Genomic DNA, 22,454 nt, shown 5'->3' on the forward strand with positions numbered 1-22,454 from the left:
ATGAAAAAAATAGCAATCATATTCCTGTTGTTTTTAGGAGTTCAGTCCACAAGCTTTTCACAAAGCCTGGATGAATACCTGAAAGTAGCAGCAGAAAACAACCCGGAGTTAAAAGCCTACTTCAATGAATATCTGGCCTCTTTGGAAAAAGTACCTCAGGTGGGAGCACTTCCTGATCCTGAACTGACCATGGGTTTCTTCTTTCAACCAATGGAGCGGTTCATGGGCAACCAGCAAGCCGACATCCAGTTGATGCAGATGTTTCCCTGGTTCGGCATGCTGAAAACCCAAAAGGATGAAGCAAGCAAAATGGCACTGGCGCAGTACGAAGTGTTTCAGGATGCCAAATACCGCTTGTTTTATCAGGTAAAAAACACCTGGTATCAACTGTATCGGCTAGAAGAGGAAATCCGCATTACGGAGGAAAACCTTGAGATTCTTAAACAGTATGAGCGGCTGGCGCTCATTCGTTTTCAGAGTGCAGATATAGGAACCGGTTCCGGCCCTAGCAATATGCAGCAAGCTACAAGCATGAACAGCGGTTCCTCCACCTCATCAGCATCGTCAATGGGTGGAATGAGCGGTGGAATGACCAGTGGCACTTCCGGTAAAAGCAGTTCAAAAGGTGGTTCTTCAATGGGTACTTCCTCATCAATGAACGGGGGCGGGTCAGGCATGAGTGATGTGCTCAGGGTAAGGATTCAGATCAAGGAACTGGAAAACACACTTGCCTTGCTTGAAGACTCCCGACTGCCCATTAAAGCCGAATTCAATCAGTTGCTTAACCGGGATATCAATGAAGTGGTAAGCATAGCCGATTCATTGAGCGGATCAGTAGTCTCTTGGGAGCGCCAGGCTTTGCTGGACAGCATTACGCAGAACAATCCCATGTTGAAAATGCTGGATGCCGAGGAAGAAGCCTATGAGGCACAGAAAAAGATGGCTCGGCTGGAAGGCAGGCCTATGTTGGGGGCAGGCGTCAACTATGTGCCCTTTAGTCCAAGGACAGAAAATGGAATGCCGATGGGCGGCAATGACATGGTGATGCCCATGTTGAGGCTGACTATACCCATCTATCGGAAAAAGTATAATGCTTTACAGAAAGAGGCGGAATTGAAACAATTGGCCGTTCAGCAGCGCAGGGAAAACACCGTCAATCAGTTGACCACCCGATGGTCAACCGCCTTGCGGGATTTGGACGATGCAACCAGAAGGACAAAGCTGTACCGGGAGCAAACCGACCTGGCCGGGCAAACCCTGAACCTGCTGATGACCAGCTACGCTACTGACGGACGGGATTTCGAGGAAGTGCTGCGGGTACAACAGCAATTGCTCGATTATCAACTCCAGCTGATCACTTCAATAGTAGATCAGCACGTCACCATTGCCATGCTGGAAAACCTGGCAGCAACAGAACTGAATTAATTGATCTAAAAAGTTAAAATGATGAAAGAAATATTTAAAAATAAAAAACTCCTACTGATCGTGCTCGTAGCGCTGACATTGGGAGGCGTACTCGGCTGGATGGTAAAACCATCTTCAGGTCATCAGGAGACGGAAGCAGCCGTGCATAACCATGATGAAGGTAATGAGGTTTGGACCTGTTCTATGCACCCGCAGATCAGGCAATCGGAACCCGGCCAATGTCCCATTTGCGGAATGGACCTGATACCAGCTTCCACTAAACGGTCATCAGCCAGTTCGAATCCATTGATTCATGAGATGACCCCTGAAGCGGTGGCCATGGCCAATATCCATACCTCCAGAGTTACAGGAGTGTCACCTGAAGGGGAGCTTTTTCTAACCGGAAAAGTGAAAGCCGATGAACGCCAACTGGCTTCTGTCACGGCCAAATTTCCGGGACGTATCGATCAGCTTTTTGTCAATTTCACCGGCCAGGTTGTCCGGCAGGGCGAAAGGTTGGCCACCATTTATTCACCCGAGCTGGTTACAGCACAAAAGGAACTTTTGGAGGCTGCTTCTACCAAATCCACCTATCCCGAACTTTATCAGGCAGCCAGGGAAAAACTGCGCTTATGGAAACTTAATGAGAAGCAAATTGACGATCTTGAAGGTTCTGGAAAAGTGCAGGATCAATTTGATGTGCTGGCCGACAAAAGTGGTATTGTAACCCAGCGGAATATTTCAGTTGGTGATTATGTGAACACTGGATCAGTTTTATTTGATATAGTTGACCTGAACCGGGTATGGATAATGATTGATGCGTATGAATCCGATCTCCCATTTGTAAAAATCGGTGATGAGGTCAACTTTACCGCAGCAGGCATTCCCGGAGAGACCTTTAAAGCTAAGATTACCTACATAGATCCGGTCATAAATTCTTCAACCCGTGCAGCCTCTGTGAGGGCTGAGGCCTCCAACAGCAACGGAGAGCTGCGACCTGAAATGTTCATCAACGCCAGGGTGCGGACCACTTTACGCAAAGGGCAATCCTCTTTGGCCATACCCCGTACCGCTTTGCTCTGGTCGGGCAAACGCTCCATTGTATATGTCAAGGTACCCGACACAGAATTCCCTACCTACGAAATGCGTGAAATCACCATTGGCCCACGTATGGGCGAAATGTGGCTGGTGGAAGCCGGACTGGAAGCGGGTGAAGAGATAGTGACCAATGGAGTATTTGCCATCGATGCGGCTGCACAACTTTCCGGAAACTACAGTATGCTCATGCGTCCGGATGTGAAAACCATGGACGTACCACAGGCTTTCAGGGAACAAATCACAGCGCTGGCCGATGCTTATTTCAAAGTAAAGAATGGTTTGGTCGCTGATGATCCAAAGGCTACACAATCCGCATTGGAACAGTTGGAGGCAGCTTTGGACCAGATTGACATGGCCGGGCTGAAAGGCCAGGCACACGATCACTGGATGGCTTTGAAACAGAAGTTTTCAGAAGCAACTAAAATGATGCAGGCTGAAGAAAGCCTGGATGGCCTGCGGCAACACTTCTCAATGCTTTCTGAAAATATGCTGGAGATGACCGAATCTTTCGGACTGGAAAAGGACAAAGTGTACAAAGATTTCTGCCCGATGGCATTTGACAATAAGGGCGCATTTTGGCTCAGTGAAACGGAAGAGATTCTCAACCCCTACTTCGGTGAGGCCATGCTTTCCTGTGGGGAGGTGAAAGAGACGTATCTCAAAGGTCAAAAAGTCTTTGAGGATGGAGGGCCTGCCAAGCAAGCAGCCAGTGGACATAACCATTAAGAGATGAAAAGTTGCTGTAAAACCGGAGATGAAAAAGCTCCTTCAACAATAAAAAAATGGGTCAGCCGGATGGTCTGGGGAATAGTCATTCTTCTGGTCACTGGTTTAGCCCTGATTCAAGTATTTAACCTTTAAACAAATAGAAAAATGAAAAAAACAATGATCATGCTTTGTCTGGCTTTAGTAAGCTGGGGGGCAACCGCACAACACGACCATGCAGCGCATGGTGCACAAGCAAGCAGTGAAAAGATGGAACCAATGTTTAAAGACAAGGCACTGGGTTCTTCCTACACACACTACATCCATTTGAAGAATGCTTTGGTGGCGTCTGATTTTCATAAAGCAAAATCTGCTTCTGAATCTTTGGTGAAGGCCCTTCACAATATCAAAGGAAGTGATAAAGTCCATACAGAGGCGGCCAATGTTGCGCAAGCAGGTTCACTGGAAAACCAGCGAAAGGCTTTTACCGCCTTAAGCAATGAGATGGCCACCTTGGTGAAGGGAGCTGATATCAGCATGGGAGAACTCTATCTGGAATACTGCCCCATGGCCAACGGCAACACCGGAGGCTATTGGCTATCCAATGAAAAGGAAATCAGCAATCCCTACTTCGGTGACAAAATGCTGAAGTGCGGAAGCGTGAAAGAGACGATCAATTGAATCAAAGACCTGTATGAATCGGATGGAATGGACTTTTGTACTATTCCCTCCTTTTCATGCAGGTACAAATTAAATGTATCATGAACAAGCACATCATTTTCAGCATCGTATTCCTTGGAGGAATGCTGCTGGTAGCACATGGGGGTCTTGGCACAGCCAAGTAGCAAGACAGAGCAACGCCTTATTCACATCAATGGAAAAGGAGAGGTATCGGATGACCGGGGCACCAAACTCGGGTACATCAGTAAAGAAGACATAGTCTTTAACAACCAAGGTCAAAAACTGGGCTTCATCAAAGGCGGCAGGGTTTACGATGCGGAAGGCAATTCATTAGGAAAGGCTAAAAAAGATGGCCGCTATTACAACAACGATGGAGTCTTCATCCTGAGCACCAAAACGATAGGGGATAAATGCGAGATTCTGGATCCGGAAGGTCACAAGAAAGGCACAGTACACAAAAACTATAAGCTTCATGCGTGTGCTACACACTGTTTCTTCTTGGAACAGGAAATGAAAAAAGAGGAAGATAAGTAAAATTAAAGCCCTGTTGGAGAGTGGCCCTTGTGTAGGTTGTCATGCATACAATCCTGCCGCCACTCTTCCATCAGGCACCAAACGGAAAAGTCATGAAGAAGAAAAGTAACAAGGACAACCCTAAGACATCTACCCGGAATCTGGTGTATGCCTACCTGACCATTGCGGCATTATTAGTGACAGCCACAGCATTGGTGTATTGGATTAACCATCAGCAGCTACAGCCTTCTATAGGCTATAGCCCAGATGAAATTGAGCGACCGGTGGAACCAAGCCTGGTATGCATGGTGAATGACGCCTACATGGGCAAGCCGCAAATCCCGGTACCGGTCAATGGCAAAACCTATTATGGTTGCTGTGAAATGTGCGTGGATAAGCTTAACAACCTGGAAAGTGCAAGGATCGCCATTGATCCGTACAGTGGTAATCCTGTAGATAAATCGGAGGCTTACATCGTGCTGATGAACCCGCAAGGCGCAGTTGCCTACTTTGAATCAGAGGCTAATTACAACGCATTTAAGAAAAACTAAAAACAATCCTTTAACCCAAAATCTATGAAATTGAAACTGCTTTTTTTTGGTCTTGCTGCCATAGTGGCCGTGAAGACTCAAGCGCAACAGTCGGATGAAATTAACCAGGTAAAACAAGTCCTGGAATCATACAAACAGGCCATTGAAAGCCTCGATACAACGGGCACAGGTAATTTATTTGTATCGCAATCAATTGTTATTGAATCAGGCAAAGTTGAAGGCCGATATCAGGACTATCTGGCCAACCACCTGGGCCCGGAGCTCCATCATTTCGAATCTTTCAAGTTTAGTGACTATGAAGTAGCCATTGAAGTCGCTTTGCCATTTGCCTTTGCTACTGAAACCTACAAATACACCATTGTGCTAAGCAAGGACAAGTCAGTTATTGAGCGAAAAGGAGTTGCCTCCAGCATTTTGAAAAAAGAAAACGGTCAATGGAAAATATGGCAAACCCATTCATCAGCAAGAAAACCACAGACCAATCATTAACCAACTAAATAATATGACAATGAAAAATACTCTAAAAGCAGTTGTACTGGTACTATTTGCTACAGCAACCGTATCGGCTCATGACGGCCACAAAAGCAAACAAGACAGCACCGCCCAACAAGCGGATACTGTGATGACCACCCCCACCAGCGAGGCAGATCAAAGTGAACATGAACATACCAGTGAGGCAGTGAGCCACGATACACATCCTCAAGATGCACACCACGAAAAAAAGGTCACGGCTGATTTGGCAGATTTCCCCACAATCCATCCACTGATTGTCCATTTCGCTATCGTATTACTGATTGTGGGGGCCATTCTGGCGGTTGTCAACATCTATTTCATCAAAAAGGAATTGGCGTGGACAGCCTTTGCCCTGGTGCTGGTAGGTTTTGTAGCTGCGTACTTGGCCGGCAGAAACTTCCATCCCCATACGCACGGACTAACCGAACATGCCAAGCTCGTGCTCGAACAACATGACTTCTGGGCTGACTGGACGATCAATCTTGGGTTTATTGGAGTGTTGTTGCAAGGGGTCAACCTGTTCATTTTCAAATCCAGAAGATGGGCAATGGCTATTGTAGCAGTTGTGTTATTGAGCGCTGCTTATGCTGTGGCACAGGCAGGACATTACGGAGCACAATTGGTACACATAGAAGGTGTAGGGCCGGAAGGTAAATTTTTGGAACTGGAGCATGACCATTAAATGACTTGAAATCACCAGTATGCCTGGGTTATTTTTTGATTCGGTACTTACCTGTCCGGTATGTGGCCAGCAGCAGGTTTGCAGAATACCTTATAACGAGCGGCTGGATAGCTTCATTTGTAAGGGATGTGAATGCGAGATTACTGTTCCGGGCGATCAATGCTGCATTTTTTGTGCATTCGGCTCACATAAATGCTTGGTCAGCCAAGGCTGGGAAAAATTAGAACAAAAACAATTAAGAGAAAAAATGAAAAATCATGAACATAAAACTGAGAAGAAATTCATCCCCGCACTGGGGTATGATTTCCTTACTGGCCTTTATGATACCACCATAAGGCTGACCATGCCCGAAAAGAAATTTAGAAGCGAACTAATAGACCGTTTAAAGCCCGAACCTCATGAGCAAATTTTTGAGTTTGGCTTTGGCACAGGGGCTAATCTGGCGATTGCCTCTTCACGGTCTCCCAACTCTTCATTTTTCGGATTAGACATTGACCCTAAAGTACGGGAGATTGCCTTTTCAAAGCTCAAAGACAAAGACATTCTGGTTGAACTCCAACTCTACAATGGGGGCATTTTTCCGTATGATGATGCTGTTTTTGACAAGGCCTACAGTTGTCTGGTATTTCATCAGTTAGATGATGAAACTAAAGCGCATTGTTTCAGTGAAATCTACCGGGTTCTAAAGCCCGGAGGCAAGCTCATCATTGGCGATTGGGGCAAGGCAAAGAACCGATGGATGCGCACAGTTTTTTACACCGTGCAGCTTCTGGACGGTTTCTAAACCACCACAGCCAATGTGAAGGGCTTGCTGCCGGATTACATCCGTGAGGCAGGGTTTTCGGATGTGCAGGAGACAGGCTTTATTAATACCAGGATCGGGTCATTTTGCTATTATGAGGGAACTAAATCATTGAAAATCAAAAATCAAATTTAATTACGGAAATCATGAACTTAAGATTCTACTATATTTTGACCATTTCTTTTTCGTTGCTTAGCCTGTCTACGAGGGCTCAAAACCTTACAGAAAAGTCAGTTGAAGGAAATGTGGATAACCTTCCGGTTAGGGAATACACGATCACGCTTAAACAGGAAATGGTCAACAAAGCCGGCAAAGATGTTAAAGGAATGACTGTTAATGGCAGCATTCCCGGGCCTACCCTCCGGTTCACTGAAGGAGAGTATGCCGTGATCTACGTAAAAAACGAAATGGACGTGGAAACCTCAGTTCATTGGCATGGACTGCTTTTACCTAATTTTTATGATGGGGTACCCTACTTGACCACTCCACCCATCGAGCCGGGCCATACCCAAAAATATGAATTCCCTTTAAAGCAATCCGGTACATACTGGTACCATTCGCATACCATGCTTCAGGAACAAAGTGGGGTTTACGGCTCTATTGTCATTCAACCAAAGGAAGAGCCCCTTGAATATGATAAAGAGTTGGTGATGGTGCTTTCAGACTGGACAAATGAAAATCCAATGAGCGTTCTTCGTTTTCTAAAAAGAGGAACGGAGTGGTATAACTGGCGAAAAGGAACGGCCACGCCACTGAACCAGGTAATCGCTCGTGGAGCACTGGGTGCACAGCTTAATTTTTGGAGGCAGAGAATGGAAAGTGCCGACATAGCAGATATTTATTACCCGGCTTTTTTGGTGAATGGCGAGCAAAAGCAAGAATACCCTGACTTCAAACCAGGTGAAAAAGTAAGGTTACGGATTATCAATGGCGCAGCTTCAACGCAGTTTTGGATGACCTTTGGTGGTGGAAATCCCACTATTGTTTCTGCCGATGGTCTTAATGTGGAGCCTGTTGCCCACAACAAGACCTTCATCGCCATAGCCGAAACGTATGATTTCATTGTGACTATTCCAGAAGAAGGCAAAATGGAATTTAAAATCACTGCGCAAGATGGATCCGGTACCGCATCCGCATTTCTGGGGCAAGGTGAAATGCTACCAGCACCTGCGGTGCCCCGGCCAGATAAAATTGCAATGATGAAGCAAATGTCCAAAATGGATATGCGTATGGGAGCCCCAGCCCTGAAATTCCGTCCAAAAAAAGTTGACCCTGAAAAAATGATGCGAAACTGGGGAATGCAGATGAAGGATGGAATGAGCGGCATGAACATGGACAACACGAAAAGTGACATATCAATGCATCAGGGGATGGATATGAAAAAGGACGATCCTGAAGAAACTAAAATGAGCGGAATGGGTGATGATAAAATGATGCAAACCTCACCACCATCAACCAATATGGAATCTGCAGAAATGGGCGGAATGAATATGTTTTCTGAATATAACTATGATTACCTCAAGTCTACAGAAAATACAACCTACTCGGAGGATGTTCCCGTAAAAGAAATTCTCTTAAATCTGACAGGTAATATGAGCCGCTATATCTGGAGTATGAATGGCATACCACTTTCTGAAACCGATAAGATTAAGATCAATGAAGGAGAAGTAACAAGGATTACTTTCAATAACCTTACCATGATGCACCACCCAATGCACTTACATGGTCATTTTTTCCGTGTCATCAACGAAAACGGGGACTACTCGCCCCTGAAGCATACGGTGAATGTACCCCCGATGCAGAAAGTTACAATTGAGTTTTACGGGAACGAATATGGAGATTGGTTCTTTCATTGTCATATTCTTTATCACATGATGGGAGGAATGGCACGTGTAGTCAGCTATGATACCCCGGAAGACCCAAGAATGAAACCATTTCCCATTTCCAAACTGATCCACGAAACCAACCGCTTTTACAGTTGGGGAATGGCAGATGTTGCTTCACATAATACAACCGTAAATCTGACCACCTCAAACATCCGCAATCAATTCAATTTATCAATGGAATACGGATGGAATCAAAATCTGGAAGCTGAATTTTCTTATGAGTATTATCTGTACGATTATTTGAGGGTTTTCGGAGGTGTCAATGTTGAGAATACCACCAGAAATAGTTTAGATGAAATGAAGACAATTGCAGTGGCTGGCATCAGATGGTTTACACCTTATATGTTCAGTGTTGATCTGCGGGTAGATAATGAACTTCGGCCCAGGATCGGAATTGGTCGCTCGCTTATGGTATTTCCAAAATTGTCCGTTTTTGGCTATTACGAATATCAAATTGACGCAGGATGGGTAAACAGCCTGGAGGCTGGCCAAGATTACAAAGAAGAAATTGTATGGAGTGCCGGTGCACAATACATGCTGTCTAAGAATTTTTCACTGATGACTAGCTACGACAATCGCTTTGGGGCAGGTGCAGGATTGTCAGTCATGTTTTAAATGGAAGTTATGGAAGAAGTTTATAAAAAGGGAAGTTTAAGTTTATTAGGATCAATTGCTTTAGGTACTGGTGTAATGATCGGTGCTGGAATCTTTGCATTATTGGGCCAGGTGGCTGAACTGTCAGGGACCTGGTTTCCTTACATTTTCGTTTTGGGAGCCATCATTTCAGCCTTCAGTGCTTACTCCTACATCAAAGTTTCTAATACTTATCCTTCGGCCGGGGGAATAGCCATGATTTTGAAAAAAGCTTATGGTAAATCAACCATTACAGGTTCTGCATCACTGTTGATGGCACTATCCATGGTAATCAACGAAAGCCTGGTTGCCAGAACTTTTGGCTCTTATACTCTTCAATTATTCGAAGTTGAAAATAAGGAACTGTGGATTCCAATTTTGGGTGTTGCTCTTCTGATCTGCGCATTGTTGATTAACATCTCTGGCAACAAGCTGATAGGAAAGTCATCACAGTTCATGTCATTTATCAAAATTATCGGAATTCTGGTTTTTGCCATAGGAGCTCTCTGGGCAGTGGGCTTTTCTCTGGAAGGGTTGATACCAAAAGCCATCGAAAACACTGATTATTCAGCAACCAGTTATATTGGGGCCTTAGCACTTTCCATTTTGGCCTACAAAGGATTCACTACGATTACTAATAGTGGTGGCGAAATTACAGAACCCAAAAAAAATGTTGGCCGGTCTATTATTATTTCTTTATTGATATGCACAGTGGTGTATTTTATGGTTGCTTTCGCTGTGAACTCAAGCCTTACAATCTCTGAAATTATTCAGGCCAAAGATTACTCACTTGCTGAAGCTGCCAGACCTGCTTTTGGAGATTTTGGTCTTCATTTTACCGTTGCTATTGCCATAATAGCTACTATTTCGGGAGTGATTGCCAGCATTTTTGCAGTCTCTCGTATGACGGCTATGCTTACAGATATGGAACTTATTCCACATAGTCATTTGGGCATGTCAGGCCGAATACAGAAGCATATGTTGGTGTATGTGGTGTTTATCGCTATCATCCTGACTATTTTCTTTGATCTGTCCAGAATTGCTTCCATAGGAGCCATTTTTTATTTGGTGATGGACATCATTATTCATTGGGGTGTATATAAGTATTTGAGGAAAGAGGTGAAAGCCAATGGAACAATTGTACTCACAGCGATGGTGTTGGATTTCATCGTATTGGCAGCTTTCTTATGGATCAAGGCATCATCTGACCTTTTGGTTCTTATTGTTTCTGCATCTGTGATGCTACTAGTTTTCGCAGGTGAAAAATGGTTCTTAAGTCGAGCAGATAAATCTACCCAAAAATGAAACGAAACAGAAACTACTACATCCGAAAAATACACCGGTATCTGGGGATTTTTATAGGCATTCAGTTTATTGGGTGGACGGTCAGCGGCCTCTATTTCAGTTGGACGGATATTGACGAAATCCATGGAGACCAGTTCCACCATGAGCATGTCACGACCCATTCACCCCGGAACCTGATCAGTCCGGCACAATTGGATTCAACGATTGGTATTTCATCCCTTGAGCTTCGCTACATCAATCACCAACCGCATTATTGGGTCAACGATAGCCTGCTTTTTAATGCAGAAACCGGGCAAATAAAGAAAGGTATAACCGAAAAAGAGGCGACTGAAATCGCACAGAACCATCTCGTAAAAAACCTGGAAATCCTGAAAACAGAATGGATTACTGAAACCGACAACCATCATGAATACCGTGGCAGGCCGCTACCAGCCTGGGCTGTCCACTTTGAGCATCCCGAAAACCTTACGGCCTACGTAGATGCCCGTAACGGCAACTTCGAACGGGTACGCCACAGCCGTTGGCGTTGGTTCGATTTTCTTTGGATGTTCCACACCATGGATTATGCCGGGCGGGACAACTTTAACAATTGGCTGCTCAGGGCATTTTCAGTCTTTGGCCTATTTACAGTGCTATCAGGCTTTACACTTTACGCAGTATCCTCTAAAACTTTCTTAAAAACCACTTCAAAACTTAAAAAGAATAAATGATGAACAAACTGATTTACACACTTGCACTGGGATTGCTGATCGTATCCTGCCAAAACAAAAAAGGTGAAAATGGTGGTCACGAACACCATCAGCCGGAAAAAGCACCTACTGAGCAATCGGACAACTCGAAAAAGAGCATCCCTCAGGAAGCGCATGGCAATGTGGGTAATGCCCATGTTTCTATTAACTACCATTCACCAGCCGTTAGAGGTAGGGTCATTTGGGGAGGCTTAGTACCCTATGATGAGGTTTGGGTAACCGGGGCACACAGTGCCACCACGATAGAATTTTCCAAAGTAATCCAAATCGAAGAAACTACGATCCCAAAAGGAAAATATGCGTTCTTTACCATTCCCGGACAGGAACGCTGGACATTGATCCTGAATAAAAACTGGGAGCAGCACCTGGCCGATGATTACGATCAGGCCGATGATGTCATCAGGATTGAGGTAACACCGGAAACGGGAATGCCACTTACCGAACGGCTAACTTATACCATAGAAGACAAAGGAGAAGGCTCAGGTGCCATCCACATGTCATGGGAAAAGCTCAGTATTTCCCTTCCCTTTAAAACAGATTAACCACTAAAAATTTTACTCATGGAAAAGCATAACCACGATCATCAAAAGCATCACCATCATGAGCATGGTAGCGAGACTAAAAAGTCCCATTCATCAGGGCATCAAACCAACAACAAATCAGACCATCAGCATGGACACCACGACCACCACGCCATGATGATCGAGGATTTCAAAAAACGTTTTTGGGTTTCTCTTGTGCTCACCGTACCAATTCTTGCATTGTCTCACATGATTCAGCAATTACTGGGATTTGAGCTGACCTTTTTTGGTGATCAGTACATCCTTTTTGGGCTTTCCACCATTGTCTTCTTTTATGGGGGCTGGCCTTTTCTCAAAGGACTTTGGGATGAGTTGAAAGACAAAAACCCGGGTATGATGACCCTGATTGCAGTAGCCATTACTGTGGCCTACGTGTACAGCTCGGCAGTGGTGTTTGGTTTGGAAGGGATGGATTTCTTCTGGGAGTTGGGCACACTGATCGTCATCATGCTGCTGGGGCATTGGATCGAGATGAAATCGGTAATGGGTGCATCAAGAGCGCTCGAATTACTGGTGCAGATGATGCCTTCCGAAGCACATTTGGTTCAGGGAGACCAAATCAAGGACATCAAGGTTGATCAACTGAAAAAGGAGGATATCATCCTGATAAAAGCCAATGAGAAAATACCTGCGGACGGCACAGTGGTGGATGGGGAAAGCCACCTGGACGAAAGCATGCTCACCGGTGAGAGCAAGCCGGTGAAAAAATCCAAAGGAGACCAGGTCATTGGTGGATCGGTAAATGGCAGCCAGTCCATCAAAGTAAAGGTGTCCAAAACCGGGAAAGAAAGCTACCTCAACAAAGTGATCACGCTGGTAGAAGAGGCTCAGAAAGCTAAATCGAAAACCCAAAACCTGGCCAACATTGCCGCCAGATGGCTCACGTTCATCGCCATTGGTGCCGGTACAGCTACGCTGGTGACCTGGATCAGCTTGGGTAAGCCGTTAGATTTTGCACTGGAACGAATGGTGACCGTCATGGTTATTTCCTGTCCACATGCATTGGGTTTGGCCATACCACTGGTTGTAGCCATTTCCACTGCTGTTTCCGCAAGCAAAGGCTTGCTAATCCGTAACCGTACCGCTTTTGAAAATGCCCGGAAAATTACTGCAATGGTATTTGACAAGACCGGGACTCTGACCGAAGGGAAGTTTGGGGTTTCACGATATGAGAGTCTGACGGATGATATAGACAAAGAAGAGCTATTGGCCTTTGCCGCTTCGTTGGAGCAGCAGTCCGAGCATCCAATTGCTCAAGGCATTGTGAAAGTAGCGAAAGAGGCAGGTCTGACATTGAAAAAGGTTGAAAATTTTGAATCGCTGACGGCCAAGGGCATTCAGGGCAAGATCGATGGACAAAACTGGAAAGTGGTCAGCCCCGGCTATCTGAAAGAAAACAACATAAACATCCCTGAACAGGCAGGATCTGATGCCGCAGAAACCATAGTTTTTGTGCTTTTGGAAGAAAAGTTGATTGGCTTCATAGCCTTGTCCGATCAAATCAGGGAAGAAAGCCCTAAAGCCATCGAAACCCTTCGGGAAAAGGGCATGAAGCTCTATATGGCTACCGGAGACAATGAGAAAACCGCCAAGGCAGTCAGTGAAAAACTCGGGCTGGATGGCTACTATGGTGAAGTACTGCCCCATCAAAAAGTGGAAATCATTAAGAAACTCCAAAAAGAAGGGCACTTTGTGGCCATGACGGGTGATGGGGTGAATGATGCCCCTGCACTGGCACAGGCCAACGTGGGCATTGCCGTTGGTTCAGGCACAGACGTTGCTGCCGAGACAGCCGACATCATCCTGGTCAATAGCAACCCAAAAGACATTGCCAACCTGGTACTGTTTGGCAGAGCCACCTACAACAAGATGATTCAGAACCTCGCCTGGGCCACCGGCTACAATGCCATCGCATTGCCTTTGGCCACAGGATTTATTCCGGGTCTGGTGATTAGTCCTGCAATAGGCGCAGTATTCATGAGCCTGAGTACGGTCATAGTGGCCATTAATGCGCAATTGCTGAAAAGGAAGATGAAAAGCTGAACTATTTAGGAATCCCCAAGGGTACTTGCCGACTTTTGCAATACCCTTGCACATTAATTTTGCGTATATTTGCAGGCAAATGAATTCCATTCTATCCATATCGTTCAGCTTTCTGTTCCTGATGCAGGCAATGGGACCTACTTTGGATTTATGTTGTGAATTAGCAAAGCTTCCGGTGCTTTTTGAACACTACGAGGAATATGCAGAACATAATGGAACTTCATTCGCAGAGTTTATTGACTTTCATTATGGTGACGGGCAAAATGCAAAAGGCCACCATGATGACGAGCATGACAAAAACTTACCTTTTCACGGTCAGCACCAGTGCTGTCACGGATACACTTACATAGCCCAACTATGGGGGTATACAGAAATGACTCCCATTCACATTACAACAGAAATAAGAGCAACACGCTATAGTTTTTCTCTTTGTTCTGAGTACTCAGAATCCCCTTTCCAGCCTCCACAGGCCTGATTTAACCGGACTTTCTTTTAAAATTTACACCGTTATCGGCTATTGCCCTTAAGCGGCTTTTCGTTTATTCCAGTCCGGGATACTTCCTATGGGCATTTTTCGCCCGTTCTATTCTATTCAATAAATCAAAATTTCAAACATAATTCAATGCTGGATAAAATCATTCAATTTTCCATCAGGAACAAACTGATCATTGGGCTGTTCACGCTGGCCCTGGTCATCTGGGGAGGCTATTCGCTTACACAGCTTCCCATCGATGCGGTGCCGGATATTACCAACAACCAGGTGCAGGTTATTACTGCTTCCCCTTCCCTGGCTGCCCAGGAAGTGGAGCGACTCATCACCTTCCCTATAGAGATCAACATGGCCACCATCCCGGAGATAGACGAGATACGCTCGTTTTCCCGGTTCGGCCTGTCAGTTGTTACCATCGTATTCAAGGAGAATACCGATATCTATTGGGCACGGCAGCAGGTCAACGAACGGCTGGGACAAGCAGCAAGGGAAATCCCTCCAGGCGTGGGCGACCCTTATATGGCTCCCATCAGTACCGGGCTTGGCGAAATTTATCAATACACTTTGCAGCCTGAGAAAGGCTATGAAGAAAAATACACCCCGATGGAACTTCGCACCATCCAGGATTGGATTGTGCGCAGGCAGTTGCTGGGGACTCCCGGTGTTGCGGACGTGAGCAGCTTCGGGGGCTATCTCAAGCAATACGAAATAGCGATTGACCCGGATAAGCTTCGTAGTATGAATGTTACCATTGCAGATCTGTTTCAGGCTTTGGAAAAGAACAATCAGAACACTGGTGGAGCTTATATCGAAAAACAGCCAAATTCCTATTTCATTCGTTCCTCTGGCTTAGTGAATGACCTGAAAGACATTGAAAAGATCGTAGTGCGGGTCAACCAGAGTGGTATCCCCGTTTTGGTAAAGGATGTGGCCAAGGTGCAGTTGGGTCATGCTGTCCGCTATGGAGCTATTACACGGAATGGCGAAGGAGAAGTAGTGGGAGCAGTAGTGATGATGCTGAAAGATGAGAATGGGGCACAGGTCATCGAAAATGTAAAGGAACGGGTAGAACAGATCAAAAATTCTTTACCAGATGGTGTGACTATCGAACCTTTTATAGACCGTACCAAACTAGTCGACAAAGCAATTTCAACCGTTTCCACAAACTTGATAGAAGGGGCATTGATTGTTATTTTCATTTTGGTGCTTTTTCTTGGAAACATGCGGGCCGGTCTGCTGGTCGCATCGGTTATCCCGCTGGCCATGCTGTTTGCCATAGCCATGATGAACGTTTTTGGAGTATCCGGTAACCTGATGAGCCTGGGAGCCATTGACTTTGGGTTGATTGTGGACGGAGCAGTGATCATAGTAGAAAGTGTGGTTCACCGCATTACCATGAGCAAATCCCATCACATGGGCATAGCCCGGCTAAACCAACAGCAGATGGATGATGAGGTGTACGGGGCAGCCAGCAAGATCAGGCAGTCAGCTGCCTTCGGGGAGATTATTATCCTAATCGTGTACTTGCCTTTGCTTACCCTAGTGGGTATAGAGGGAAAAATGTTTGGCCCTATGGCGATGACGGTAAGCTTTGCTATTCTGGGTGCTTTCATTTTGTCCCTAACCTACGTACCCATGATGTCTGCGCTTGTCTTGAGTAAAAGGACTGAACATAAGAGAAACTTTTCCGACAAAATGATGGATTTTTTCCAGCGGCTATACAGCCCCGTAATTGGTCTGGCTCTGAAAAGAAGGGTTACAGTAGTCCTGATTGCCGTTGTATTGTTTTTCGTTAGCCTCTTCACTTTTTCCCGAATGGGTGCGGAGTTTATCCCAACGCTGGACGAAGGGGATTTTGCCATCGGTACGATGGTGATGACGGGAACCTCACTGACTGAAAGTGTGGAAATTTCCAACAGAGCGGCAAAAATCCTAATGGATAATTTTCCTGAAGTGAAAGAAGTCGTAGGCAAAACCGGATCAGGGGAAATCCCAACCGACCCCATGCCCATTGAGGCAACCGACATGATCGTGGTACTCAAGGACAAGAAGGAGTGGACAAGTGCAGAAGACAGGGAAGAGTTGGCCAATAAAATGAATGAGGCTTTATCCGTTTTGCCGGGTGTGGTGTTCAGCTTCCAGCAACCCATCCAGATGCGGTTCAACGAACTCATGACTGGATCAAAGCAAGATGTAGTGCTCAAAATATATGGTGAAGATCTGGACGTATTGAGCGCACAAGCAAGAGAAGTCGGTGACATTGTGAACACCGTAGAGGGCGCTCAGGATTTATATGTGGAGAAAATAACGGGGTTACCTCAGATCGTAGTAGAGATGGACAGGGATGCTATTGCACGTTATGGGTTGAATGTGGAAGACATCAATAATGTGATCAACACGGCATTTGCCGGACAAAGTGCCGGAATTGTGTATGAGGGTGAAAGGCGTTTTGACCTGGTAGTAAGGCTGGAGCAAAACAACCGTAAGGATATTAGCGATGTGAAGAGCCTCTATATCAATACACCCACTGGCCAGCAGGTGCCCATCACCCAAGTGGCAGAAATACAGTTGATCCCTGGCCCTATCCAGATCCAGCGTGACGATACCAAGCGCAGGATCACCATTGCCTTCAATGTGCGGAACAGGGACGTAGAGAGTATAGTGGACGAGATCAAGGCAAAAATAGACCAGTCCCTCGAACTTCCAGTAGGGTATTACATCACCTATGGTGGCCAATTCGAAAACCTGATAGAGGCACGCCAGCGTCTGGCTGTTGCCGTACCCCTGGCGTTGGGGCTTATTTTCGCTTTGCTCTACTTCACTTTCAATTCAGTGAAGCAGAGTGTCCTCATTTTCACGGCCATACCCATGTCGGCCATTGGCGGGGTTTATGCCCTCTATTTCAGAGATATGCCTTTTAGCATTTCTGCGGGTGTTGGCTTCATTGCCCTCTTCGGTGTGGCTGTGCTGAATGGCATTGTTTTGATCGGGGAGTTTAACCACCTGAAAGCGGATGGAGTAACTGACCTGAAAGAACGGATACTCAAAGGAACACGCACTAGGCTCAGGCCCGTATTGATGACCGCTTTGGTAGCTTCCTTCGGCTTCCTGCCTATGGCCCTATCTACCTCCTCCGGGGCGGAAGTACAGAGGCCATTAGCTACCGTGGTAATTGGTGGCCTCCTCACGGCTACTCTTCTTACCCTTGTGGTATTGCCGGTGCTGTACACCTATTTGGAAAATGGGTTTAAAAAACTGGGCAATAAAACAGTCGCTTCTGTCATCCTGTTGTTTGCATTGAGTTTGGCCTCCACTAACCAAGCCAAGGCTCAGGATAGCAATACACCCAAGTCCTATACTCTGGAGCAGGCCATTGAGGCAACCAAAAACAGCCATCCGGCACTTGCTGCAGACGACTACCGGATAGAAGGTGGAAGATCATTGAAACGCACGGCTTTTGATCCGGCTAAAACTGACGTTGGCCTCCAATACGGGCAGTACAACAGCTTTGAAACCGATCTGGCGCTCAACCTTTCGCAGCGGTTTTCATTTCCTACGGTGTACACGGCCAAGGCAGCCCTCTTCAGGGAGCAGGTCACCAGTTTGGAACTGGAAAAGGAAATTACAACCAACCAACTTGCTGCCAGGGTAAAAGCCGCCTGGTACCAGTTGGTCTATCTGGACGAAGTACAAAACCTGCTCTTTCAGCAGGATACTTTATATGGAAAGTTCGCCAAGGCAGCAGATGTCCGCTTCCGTACCGGGGAGAGCAATATGCTGGAAAAAGCCACGGCAGAAACACAACTCATGGAAATCCGCAACCTGCTCAATCAAAACAGGGCAGACTACCTCGGGTGGTACAAACAAATGCAGACCCTGCTGAATACGCAGGACAGCCTGATACTGAACATGGGGCAGCTAATTGCCAGACCCTTTGTTTTGTCAATGGATTCGGCCGCTTTGGCCAATAATCCGCTATTGGCTTATACCAAACAGGATATTGCCATAGCTGCGCAAAGCAAAAAACTGGAGAAAAACCAGTTGCTCCCTGATTTCTCCATTGGTTACTTCAACCAGTCTCTCATTGGAAGTCCATTGAGCGATGGTGGACTGGCCACAGGTTCCAATCGCTTTTCCGGGATACAGGCCGGCATCAGCATACCACTGTTTTTCGGAGCACAATCGGCACGCATCCGTGCAGCCGACAAACTGAAACAGGCCGCACAAGCCGATTACAGAGCTACAGAGAATGACCTTAGTGCTGAATACGCCAAGCTCTCACAGGCTTACCTAAAGCTGGGAAACACCCTCTCTTATTATGAAGAAAACGCCCTGCCCCAGGCCAACATCATCCTTGAAAATGCAGAAAGGGGATTTAGCCAGGGGGCGATAGGTTATGTGGAATATGTGCAGGGTGTACAACGTGCGATGGACATCAAATCAGGCTACCTCGATGCACTCAATCAGTATAATCAGGCAGTAATCAACCTGGAATTTCTATTTGGTCAACAGTAAAAATCTAAAGCATTAAAGCAATGAAAATATCAATAAATCAAATAACACCCATCATGTGGGTAAATCAAGCCGGAAAGGCTTTGATAGTAATCCTCATTCTTGTTCTGGCGGGATGTTCAGGAGGGTCGTCCGGTTCGGAAAACCCTACGGAAAAACCAGTGGAAACAGGTGGGCATGAGGACGAGGCACATGGTGAAGAAGGCCATGATGAGGAAAACATAGCAGAGATCACCCCTGCACAATTTAAGGCCGCAGGTATCCAACTCGGTAAGGTAGAAATGAGAAACCTGAGCAGCACCCTGCGGGTAAACGGCCTCATTGACGCACCTCCACAAAACCTGATCAACATCAGCGCTCCAATGGGGGGCTTTGTACGGAAAACGGATTTGCTGCAGGGAATGGCCATTAAAAAAGGCCAGCTATTAGTCACCCTAGAACATCCCGATTATGTAACCATTCAGCAGGAATATGTACAAAGCAAAAATCAGTTGGCCTATATGGAGCTGGAATACAAGCGACAGGAAGAGTTGAGCCGGGAGAACGTAAGTGCTTTGAAAATCTTCCAGCAGACCCAGGCGGAATACAAAAACCTGCAGGCACAGGTGAAAGGCTTAGAAGAGAAATTGGCGATTTTGGGAATTAATGCAACCAATCTAACGGAGGATAAAATTTCCCGGTACATTCACCTCTACTCACCGGTTACCGGGTATGTATCAGAGGTAAATGTGAACCTGGGGAAATACGTCAACTCCACGGATGCAATGTTCGAGCTGATCGATGCAAAGCACCTACATGCCGAACTTACGGTTTATGAAAAAGACCTTCCTAAGATTGCCATTGGCCAGAAGGTACGGTTCACGATCCCGAACGATCCCTCCAGGGAGTATAAAGCGGAAGTCTATTTGATGGGAAAAAAGATTGAATCAGACAGGAGCTTGCGCATACACGCACACTTGGAAGATGAAGATAACCAACTCGTGCCGGGTATGTACATACAGGCGGTCATTGAGGCGGCAGGCAATCAGGTGCCTTCTGTACCGGATGAAGCCCTGGTACAGTTTGAGGGTAATTATTTTATCTACTTGGACGAAGGTAAAAAAATGGAGGATGGACAAGAATTGTATGCATTTGAAATGACCCAGGTACAGACGGGAGTATCAGAAAATGGCTTTACCGAAATCCTCTTACCAGCCGGGCTTGATATGTCATCCACCAGTATCGTTACCAAGGGTGCTTTCTCCCTGTTGGGTAAAATGAAAAACAGCGAGGAGGAAGGCCATGCGCATTAAAGAAATTGTTTAGGAAAAGTGATAGTCCCTGAATTGCAATTTTCAGGGACTTTCCTCTAAATAAAAATTTATACATGAATCAATCGCAATCAGAATACAGAAAGGCTGGCGAAGTATGGATGTAATGAAGCAAATGAAGCAAATAAAATTGTTTTTCACTGCTATCATACTGGCCATTCGCCCGGTAGTTCAATGGAAGAACAAGCCTTGCCCAGTTATGCTGTGTAAAGTTTATCGGGGGTTCGATTCCCCTGCCGGGACAAAAATTTATTAGAAAATTATGAGAAGTAAAGCACAAGTATTTAAGACTGCCATATTCGGGTTTGTTCTTGGCATATTATTGCTACGCCCTCTTGTTATATCTCTATACATGTTCGATATGCAGGAAGACCGGGGCAGTTGGGGGAACTATCTTTTGACAAGTTTCAACAACATTGCTGCTATTGGAGATATAGATCAGGTAGCTATAAGCCTGCTTTTTGGGCTGATGGGTATTGCCATTGCATTGATGTTTGCGGCACGTAACAAGATTTTCCACCTCACCAGCCAAAGAGATAAGCTGCAAGCGGTAAAAGCACTAATCAGGCAAGGTGAAAATCAGCATACTGAGTTTAAATCAACTTTGCGATGGGATTTACACCAATTTAAAACCAATGGGGCACTTGAAGATGTGGTAGTAAAAACAATTGCAGGATTTATGAATACCAATGAAGGAAACCTGATTATTGGTATAGATGACGATGGGCAACCCTTGGGCTTGTTAGAGGATTATCGCTCATTAAAGAAACCCGGAAGAGACGGCTTTGAGCAATTTATCATGCAACTAGTTTCTACCAAATTAGGCACGCAGTTTTGCAAACAGGTCGAAGTAGCGTTTTATCAAATGGAAGGAAGGGATGTATGTCATCTAGTTATTAAACCAACCCGATCTCCGGTTTACCTCCGTAAAGGGGATCGTTCCCACTTTCATCTACGTACCGGAAACAGTACCCGTGAACTAGATATACCAGAAGCACTCGATTATATCGAACAACATTTTAATAATCACTGAGAGGAAAAGACACCATAAATAGATAAAGAATGCTACTCAATACACGAATATCCGTACCGGATTTTATTAAAACCATCAAGTTGGATATTATCCTGATCACCAGCTATGCTATTACAGTGGGTGTCTTGGATCAGTATTCTTTGTTAAGTAAGATTTCCGTTCCCCTTGGAATAACAGCCGTGTTCGGTACTGCGGTATCCTTGTTATTGGCTTTTCGCACCAGCCAGTCGTATGAACGATGGTGGGAAGCACGAATAATATGGGGTGCCATTGTCAACGATTCACGCACCCTCATCAGGCAAGCAATCTCCTTTTATGATAAAGATCATGAACAGTACATGGTGAAGACAAAGGAGATTGCTCAGCGTCAAATCATGTGGTGCTACGCATTAGGTGAATCCCTAAGAAGAATACCGTTTTCGGCACGAGTAAAAACATACATAGATGCACATTCTGACCAAATGAATGCTCAAAATGTGCCTAACGCCATTCTTCTGGAACATTCCAGAGCACTGGCCGATGCAAGAGAAAATTCAATGATCGATCCATTTCAACACGTGCAAATGGATGCTACGGTTGCCCGGTTGTGCGACTCGATGGGAAAATGCGAACGGATAAAAAATACAGTTTTTCCAAAAGCCTACAGCCTTTTGATCCACACCATCATTTACGTTTTTGCTACGCTGCTCCCCTTCGGCCTGTCGGACGAATACCTTTTAGTGGAAATAGCCATTACCATCGGTATCCCTATCGTTTTTATTGCCATAGAAAAGACATCCATTCTTATGCAAGATCCTTTTGAAAATAAGCCGATGGATATACCCATGACGGATTTGGCTCAGACAATTGAAATAAACATACGGCAGATGATTGATGATAGGGAAATCCCTGAAAAGGTTAACCCCTCAACTTATTACATTTTGTAACAACTAGACATAAGATAAAATATATGAAAACTCTAAA

18 protein-coding genes and 1 tRNA gene are annotated in these 22,454 nt (G+C 45.5%); all 19 read left to right on the top strand.

What is annotated here, in order from left to right:
* The 19 genes from FL972_RS14520 to FL972_RS14605 all read left to right on the top strand — a co-directional run bounded on the left by FL972_RS14520 (position 1) and on the right by FL972_RS14605 (position 22,417).
* Positions 1-1,425, top strand: a complete 1,425-nt coding sequence (locus FL972_RS14520; RefSeq protein ID WP_144606346.1) for a TolC family protein — start codon at positions 1-3, stop codon at positions 1,423-1,425.
* 18 nt (positions 1,426-1,443) lie between these two features.
* Entirely contained in the window at positions 1,444-3,228 is a 1,785-nt protein-coding gene (locus FL972_RS14525; RefSeq protein WP_250161362.1) for an efflux RND transporter periplasmic adaptor subunit, read from the top strand.
* 147 nt (positions 3,229-3,375) lie between these two features.
* Positions 3,376-3,888 carry a DUF3347 domain-containing protein gene (locus FL972_RS14530; protein WP_144606348.1) on the top strand — a complete coding sequence of 171 codons (513 nt, stop codon included), beginning with the start codon at positions 3,376-3,378 and terminating at the stop codon, positions 3,886-3,888.
* A gap of 138 nt (positions 3,889-4,026) precedes the next feature.
* Positions 4,027-4,422, top strand: a complete 396-nt coding sequence (locus FL972_RS14535; protein ID WP_144606350.1) for a 5-fold beta-flower protein — start codon at positions 4,027-4,029, stop codon at positions 4,420-4,422.
* Between the two features lie 92 nt (positions 4,423-4,514).
* Positions 4,515-4,952, top strand: a complete 438-nt coding sequence (locus FL972_RS14540) for a hypothetical protein (RefSeq protein ID WP_144606352.1) — start codon at positions 4,515-4,517, stop codon at positions 4,950-4,952.
* A gap of 24 nt (positions 4,953-4,976) precedes the next feature.
* Positions 4,977-5,441 (top strand): nuclear transport factor 2 family protein, encoded by a 465-nt coding sequence (locus tag FL972_RS14545; protein ID WP_221444439.1) that lies wholly within the window; start codon positions 4,977-4,979, stop codon positions 5,439-5,441.
* 19 nt (positions 5,442-5,460) lie between these two features.
* On the top strand, positions 5,461-6,147 hold the full coding sequence (locus FL972_RS14550; RefSeq protein WP_144606355.1) for a hypothetical protein: 687 nt from the start codon (positions 5,461-5,463) through the stop codon (positions 6,145-6,147).
* Between the two features lie 19 nt (positions 6,148-6,166).
* Positions 6,167-6,931 carry a class I SAM-dependent methyltransferase gene (locus FL972_RS14555; protein ID WP_250161363.1) on the top strand — a complete coding sequence of 255 codons (765 nt, stop codon included), beginning with the start codon at positions 6,167-6,169 and terminating at the stop codon, positions 6,929-6,931.
* Between the two features lie 164 nt (positions 6,932-7,095).
* The gene (locus FL972_RS14560; RefSeq protein WP_144606357.1) at positions 7,096-9,450 is read left to right on the top strand and encodes a multicopper oxidase domain-containing protein; all 2,355 of its coding nucleotides are present in this window, start codon (positions 7,096-7,098) and stop codon (positions 9,448-9,450) included.
* A gap of 9 nt (positions 9,451-9,459) precedes the next feature.
* Positions 9,460-10,773 carry an APC family permease gene (locus FL972_RS14565; protein WP_144606359.1) on the top strand — a complete coding sequence of 438 codons (1,314 nt, stop codon included), beginning with the start codon at positions 9,460-9,462 and terminating at the stop codon, positions 10,771-10,773.
* On the top strand, positions 10,770-11,483 hold the full coding sequence (locus FL972_RS14570; RefSeq protein WP_144606361.1) for a PepSY domain-containing protein: 714 nt from the start codon (positions 10,770-10,772) through the stop codon (positions 11,481-11,483). The genes FL972_RS14565 and FL972_RS14570 overlap by 4 nt, the downstream gene beginning before the upstream one ends.
* Positions 11,480-12,064 carry a DUF2911 domain-containing protein gene (locus FL972_RS14575; protein WP_250161364.1) on the top strand — a complete coding sequence of 195 codons (585 nt, stop codon included), beginning with the start codon at positions 11,480-11,482 and terminating at the stop codon, positions 12,062-12,064. Before FL972_RS14570 ends, FL972_RS14575 begins: the two co-directional genes overlap by 4 nt.
* An 18-nt stretch (positions 12,065-12,082) precedes the next feature.
* A complete protein-coding gene (locus tag FL972_RS14580) occupies positions 12,083-14,146 on the top strand; it encodes a copper-translocating P-type ATPase (RefSeq protein ID WP_144606363.1) in 2,064 nt (687 codons plus the stop codon).
* 79 nt (positions 14,147-14,225) lie between these two features.
* On the top strand, positions 14,226-14,621 hold the full coding sequence (locus FL972_RS14585) for a hypothetical protein (RefSeq protein WP_144606365.1): 396 nt from the start codon (positions 14,226-14,228) through the stop codon (positions 14,619-14,621).
* 147 nt (positions 14,622-14,768) lie between these two features.
* The gene (locus FL972_RS14590) at positions 14,769-19,151 is read left to right on the top strand and encodes a CusA/CzcA family heavy metal efflux RND transporter (RefSeq protein ID WP_144606367.1); all 4,383 of its coding nucleotides are present in this window, start codon (positions 14,769-14,771) and stop codon (positions 19,149-19,151) included.
* 20 nt (positions 19,152-19,171) lie between these two features.
* On the top strand, positions 19,172-20,440 hold the full coding sequence (locus tag FL972_RS14595) for an efflux RND transporter periplasmic adaptor subunit (protein WP_144606370.1): 1,269 nt from the start codon (positions 19,172-19,174) through the stop codon (positions 20,438-20,440).
* A gap of 180 nt (positions 20,441-20,620) precedes the next feature.
* A tRNA-OTHER gene (locus FL972_RS19455) sits at positions 20,621-20,700 on the top strand.
* A 20-nt stretch (positions 20,701-20,720) separates the two neighbouring features.
* On the top strand, positions 20,721-21,491 hold the full coding sequence (locus FL972_RS14600) for an AlbA family DNA-binding domain-containing protein (protein WP_144606372.1): 771 nt from the start codon (positions 20,721-20,723) through the stop codon (positions 21,489-21,491).
* Positions 21,492-21,520: 29 nt separating this feature from the next.
* Entirely contained in the window at positions 21,521-22,417 is an 897-nt protein-coding gene (locus FL972_RS14605; protein WP_144606374.1) for a bestrophin family protein, read from the top strand.
* The last annotated feature ends 37 nt before the right edge of the window (positions 22,418-22,454 follow it).

Source organism: Algoriphagus algorifonticola, from assembly GCF_007655305.1.
Lineage (GTDB): Bacteria > Bacteroidota > Bacteroidia > Cytophagales > Cyclobacteriaceae > Algoriphagus > Algoriphagus algorifonticola.

Coding starts and splice junctions, on each gene's coding strand:
- FL972_RS14520 (WP_144606346.1), top strand. CDS start 1: ATGAAAAAAATAGCAATCATATTCCTGTTGTTTTTAGGAGTTCAGTCC.
- FL972_RS14525 (WP_250161362.1), top strand. CDS start 1,444: ATGATGAAAGAAATATTTAAAAATAAAAAACTCCTACTGATCGTGCTC.
- FL972_RS14530 (WP_144606348.1), top strand. CDS start 3,376: ATGAAAAAAACAATGATCATGCTTTGTCTGGCTTTAGTAAGCTGGGGG.
- FL972_RS14535 (WP_144606350.1), top strand. CDS start 4,027: ATGGGGGTCTTGGCACAGCCAAGTAGCAAGACAGAGCAACGCCTTATT.
- FL972_RS14540 (WP_144606352.1), top strand. CDS start 4,515: ATGAAGAAGAAAAGTAACAAGGACAACCCTAAGACATCTACCCGGAAT.
- FL972_RS14545 (WP_221444439.1), top strand. CDS start 4,977: ATGAAATTGAAACTGCTTTTTTTTGGTCTTGCTGCCATAGTGGCCGTG.
- FL972_RS14550 (WP_144606355.1), top strand. CDS start 5,461: ATGAAAAATACTCTAAAAGCAGTTGTACTGGTACTATTTGCTACAGCA.
- FL972_RS14555 (WP_250161363.1), top strand. CDS start 6,167: ATGCCTGGGTTATTTTTTGATTCGGTACTTACCTGTCCGGTATGTGGC.
- FL972_RS14560 (WP_144606357.1), top strand. CDS start 7,096: ATGAACTTAAGATTCTACTATATTTTGACCATTTCTTTTTCGTTGCTT.
- FL972_RS14565 (WP_144606359.1), top strand. CDS start 9,460: ATGGAAGAAGTTTATAAAAAGGGAAGTTTAAGTTTATTAGGATCAATT.
- FL972_RS14570 (WP_144606361.1), top strand. CDS start 10,770: ATGAAACGAAACAGAAACTACTACATCCGAAAAATACACCGGTATCTG.
- FL972_RS14575 (WP_250161364.1), top strand. CDS start 11,480: ATGATGAACAAACTGATTTACACACTTGCACTGGGATTGCTGATCGTA.
- FL972_RS14580 (WP_144606363.1), top strand. CDS start 12,083: ATGGAAAAGCATAACCACGATCATCAAAAGCATCACCATCATGAGCAT.
- FL972_RS14585 (WP_144606365.1), top strand. CDS start 14,226: ATGAATTCCATTCTATCCATATCGTTCAGCTTTCTGTTCCTGATGCAG.
- FL972_RS14590 (WP_144606367.1), top strand. CDS start 14,769: ATGCTGGATAAAATCATTCAATTTTCCATCAGGAACAAACTGATCATT.
- FL972_RS14595 (WP_144606370.1), top strand. CDS start 19,172: ATGAAAATATCAATAAATCAAATAACACCCATCATGTGGGTAAATCAA.
- FL972_RS14600 (WP_144606372.1), top strand. CDS start 20,721: ATGAGAAGTAAAGCACAAGTATTTAAGACTGCCATATTCGGGTTTGTT.
- FL972_RS14605 (WP_144606374.1), top strand. CDS start 21,521: ATGCTACTCAATACACGAATATCCGTACCGGATTTTATTAAAACCATC.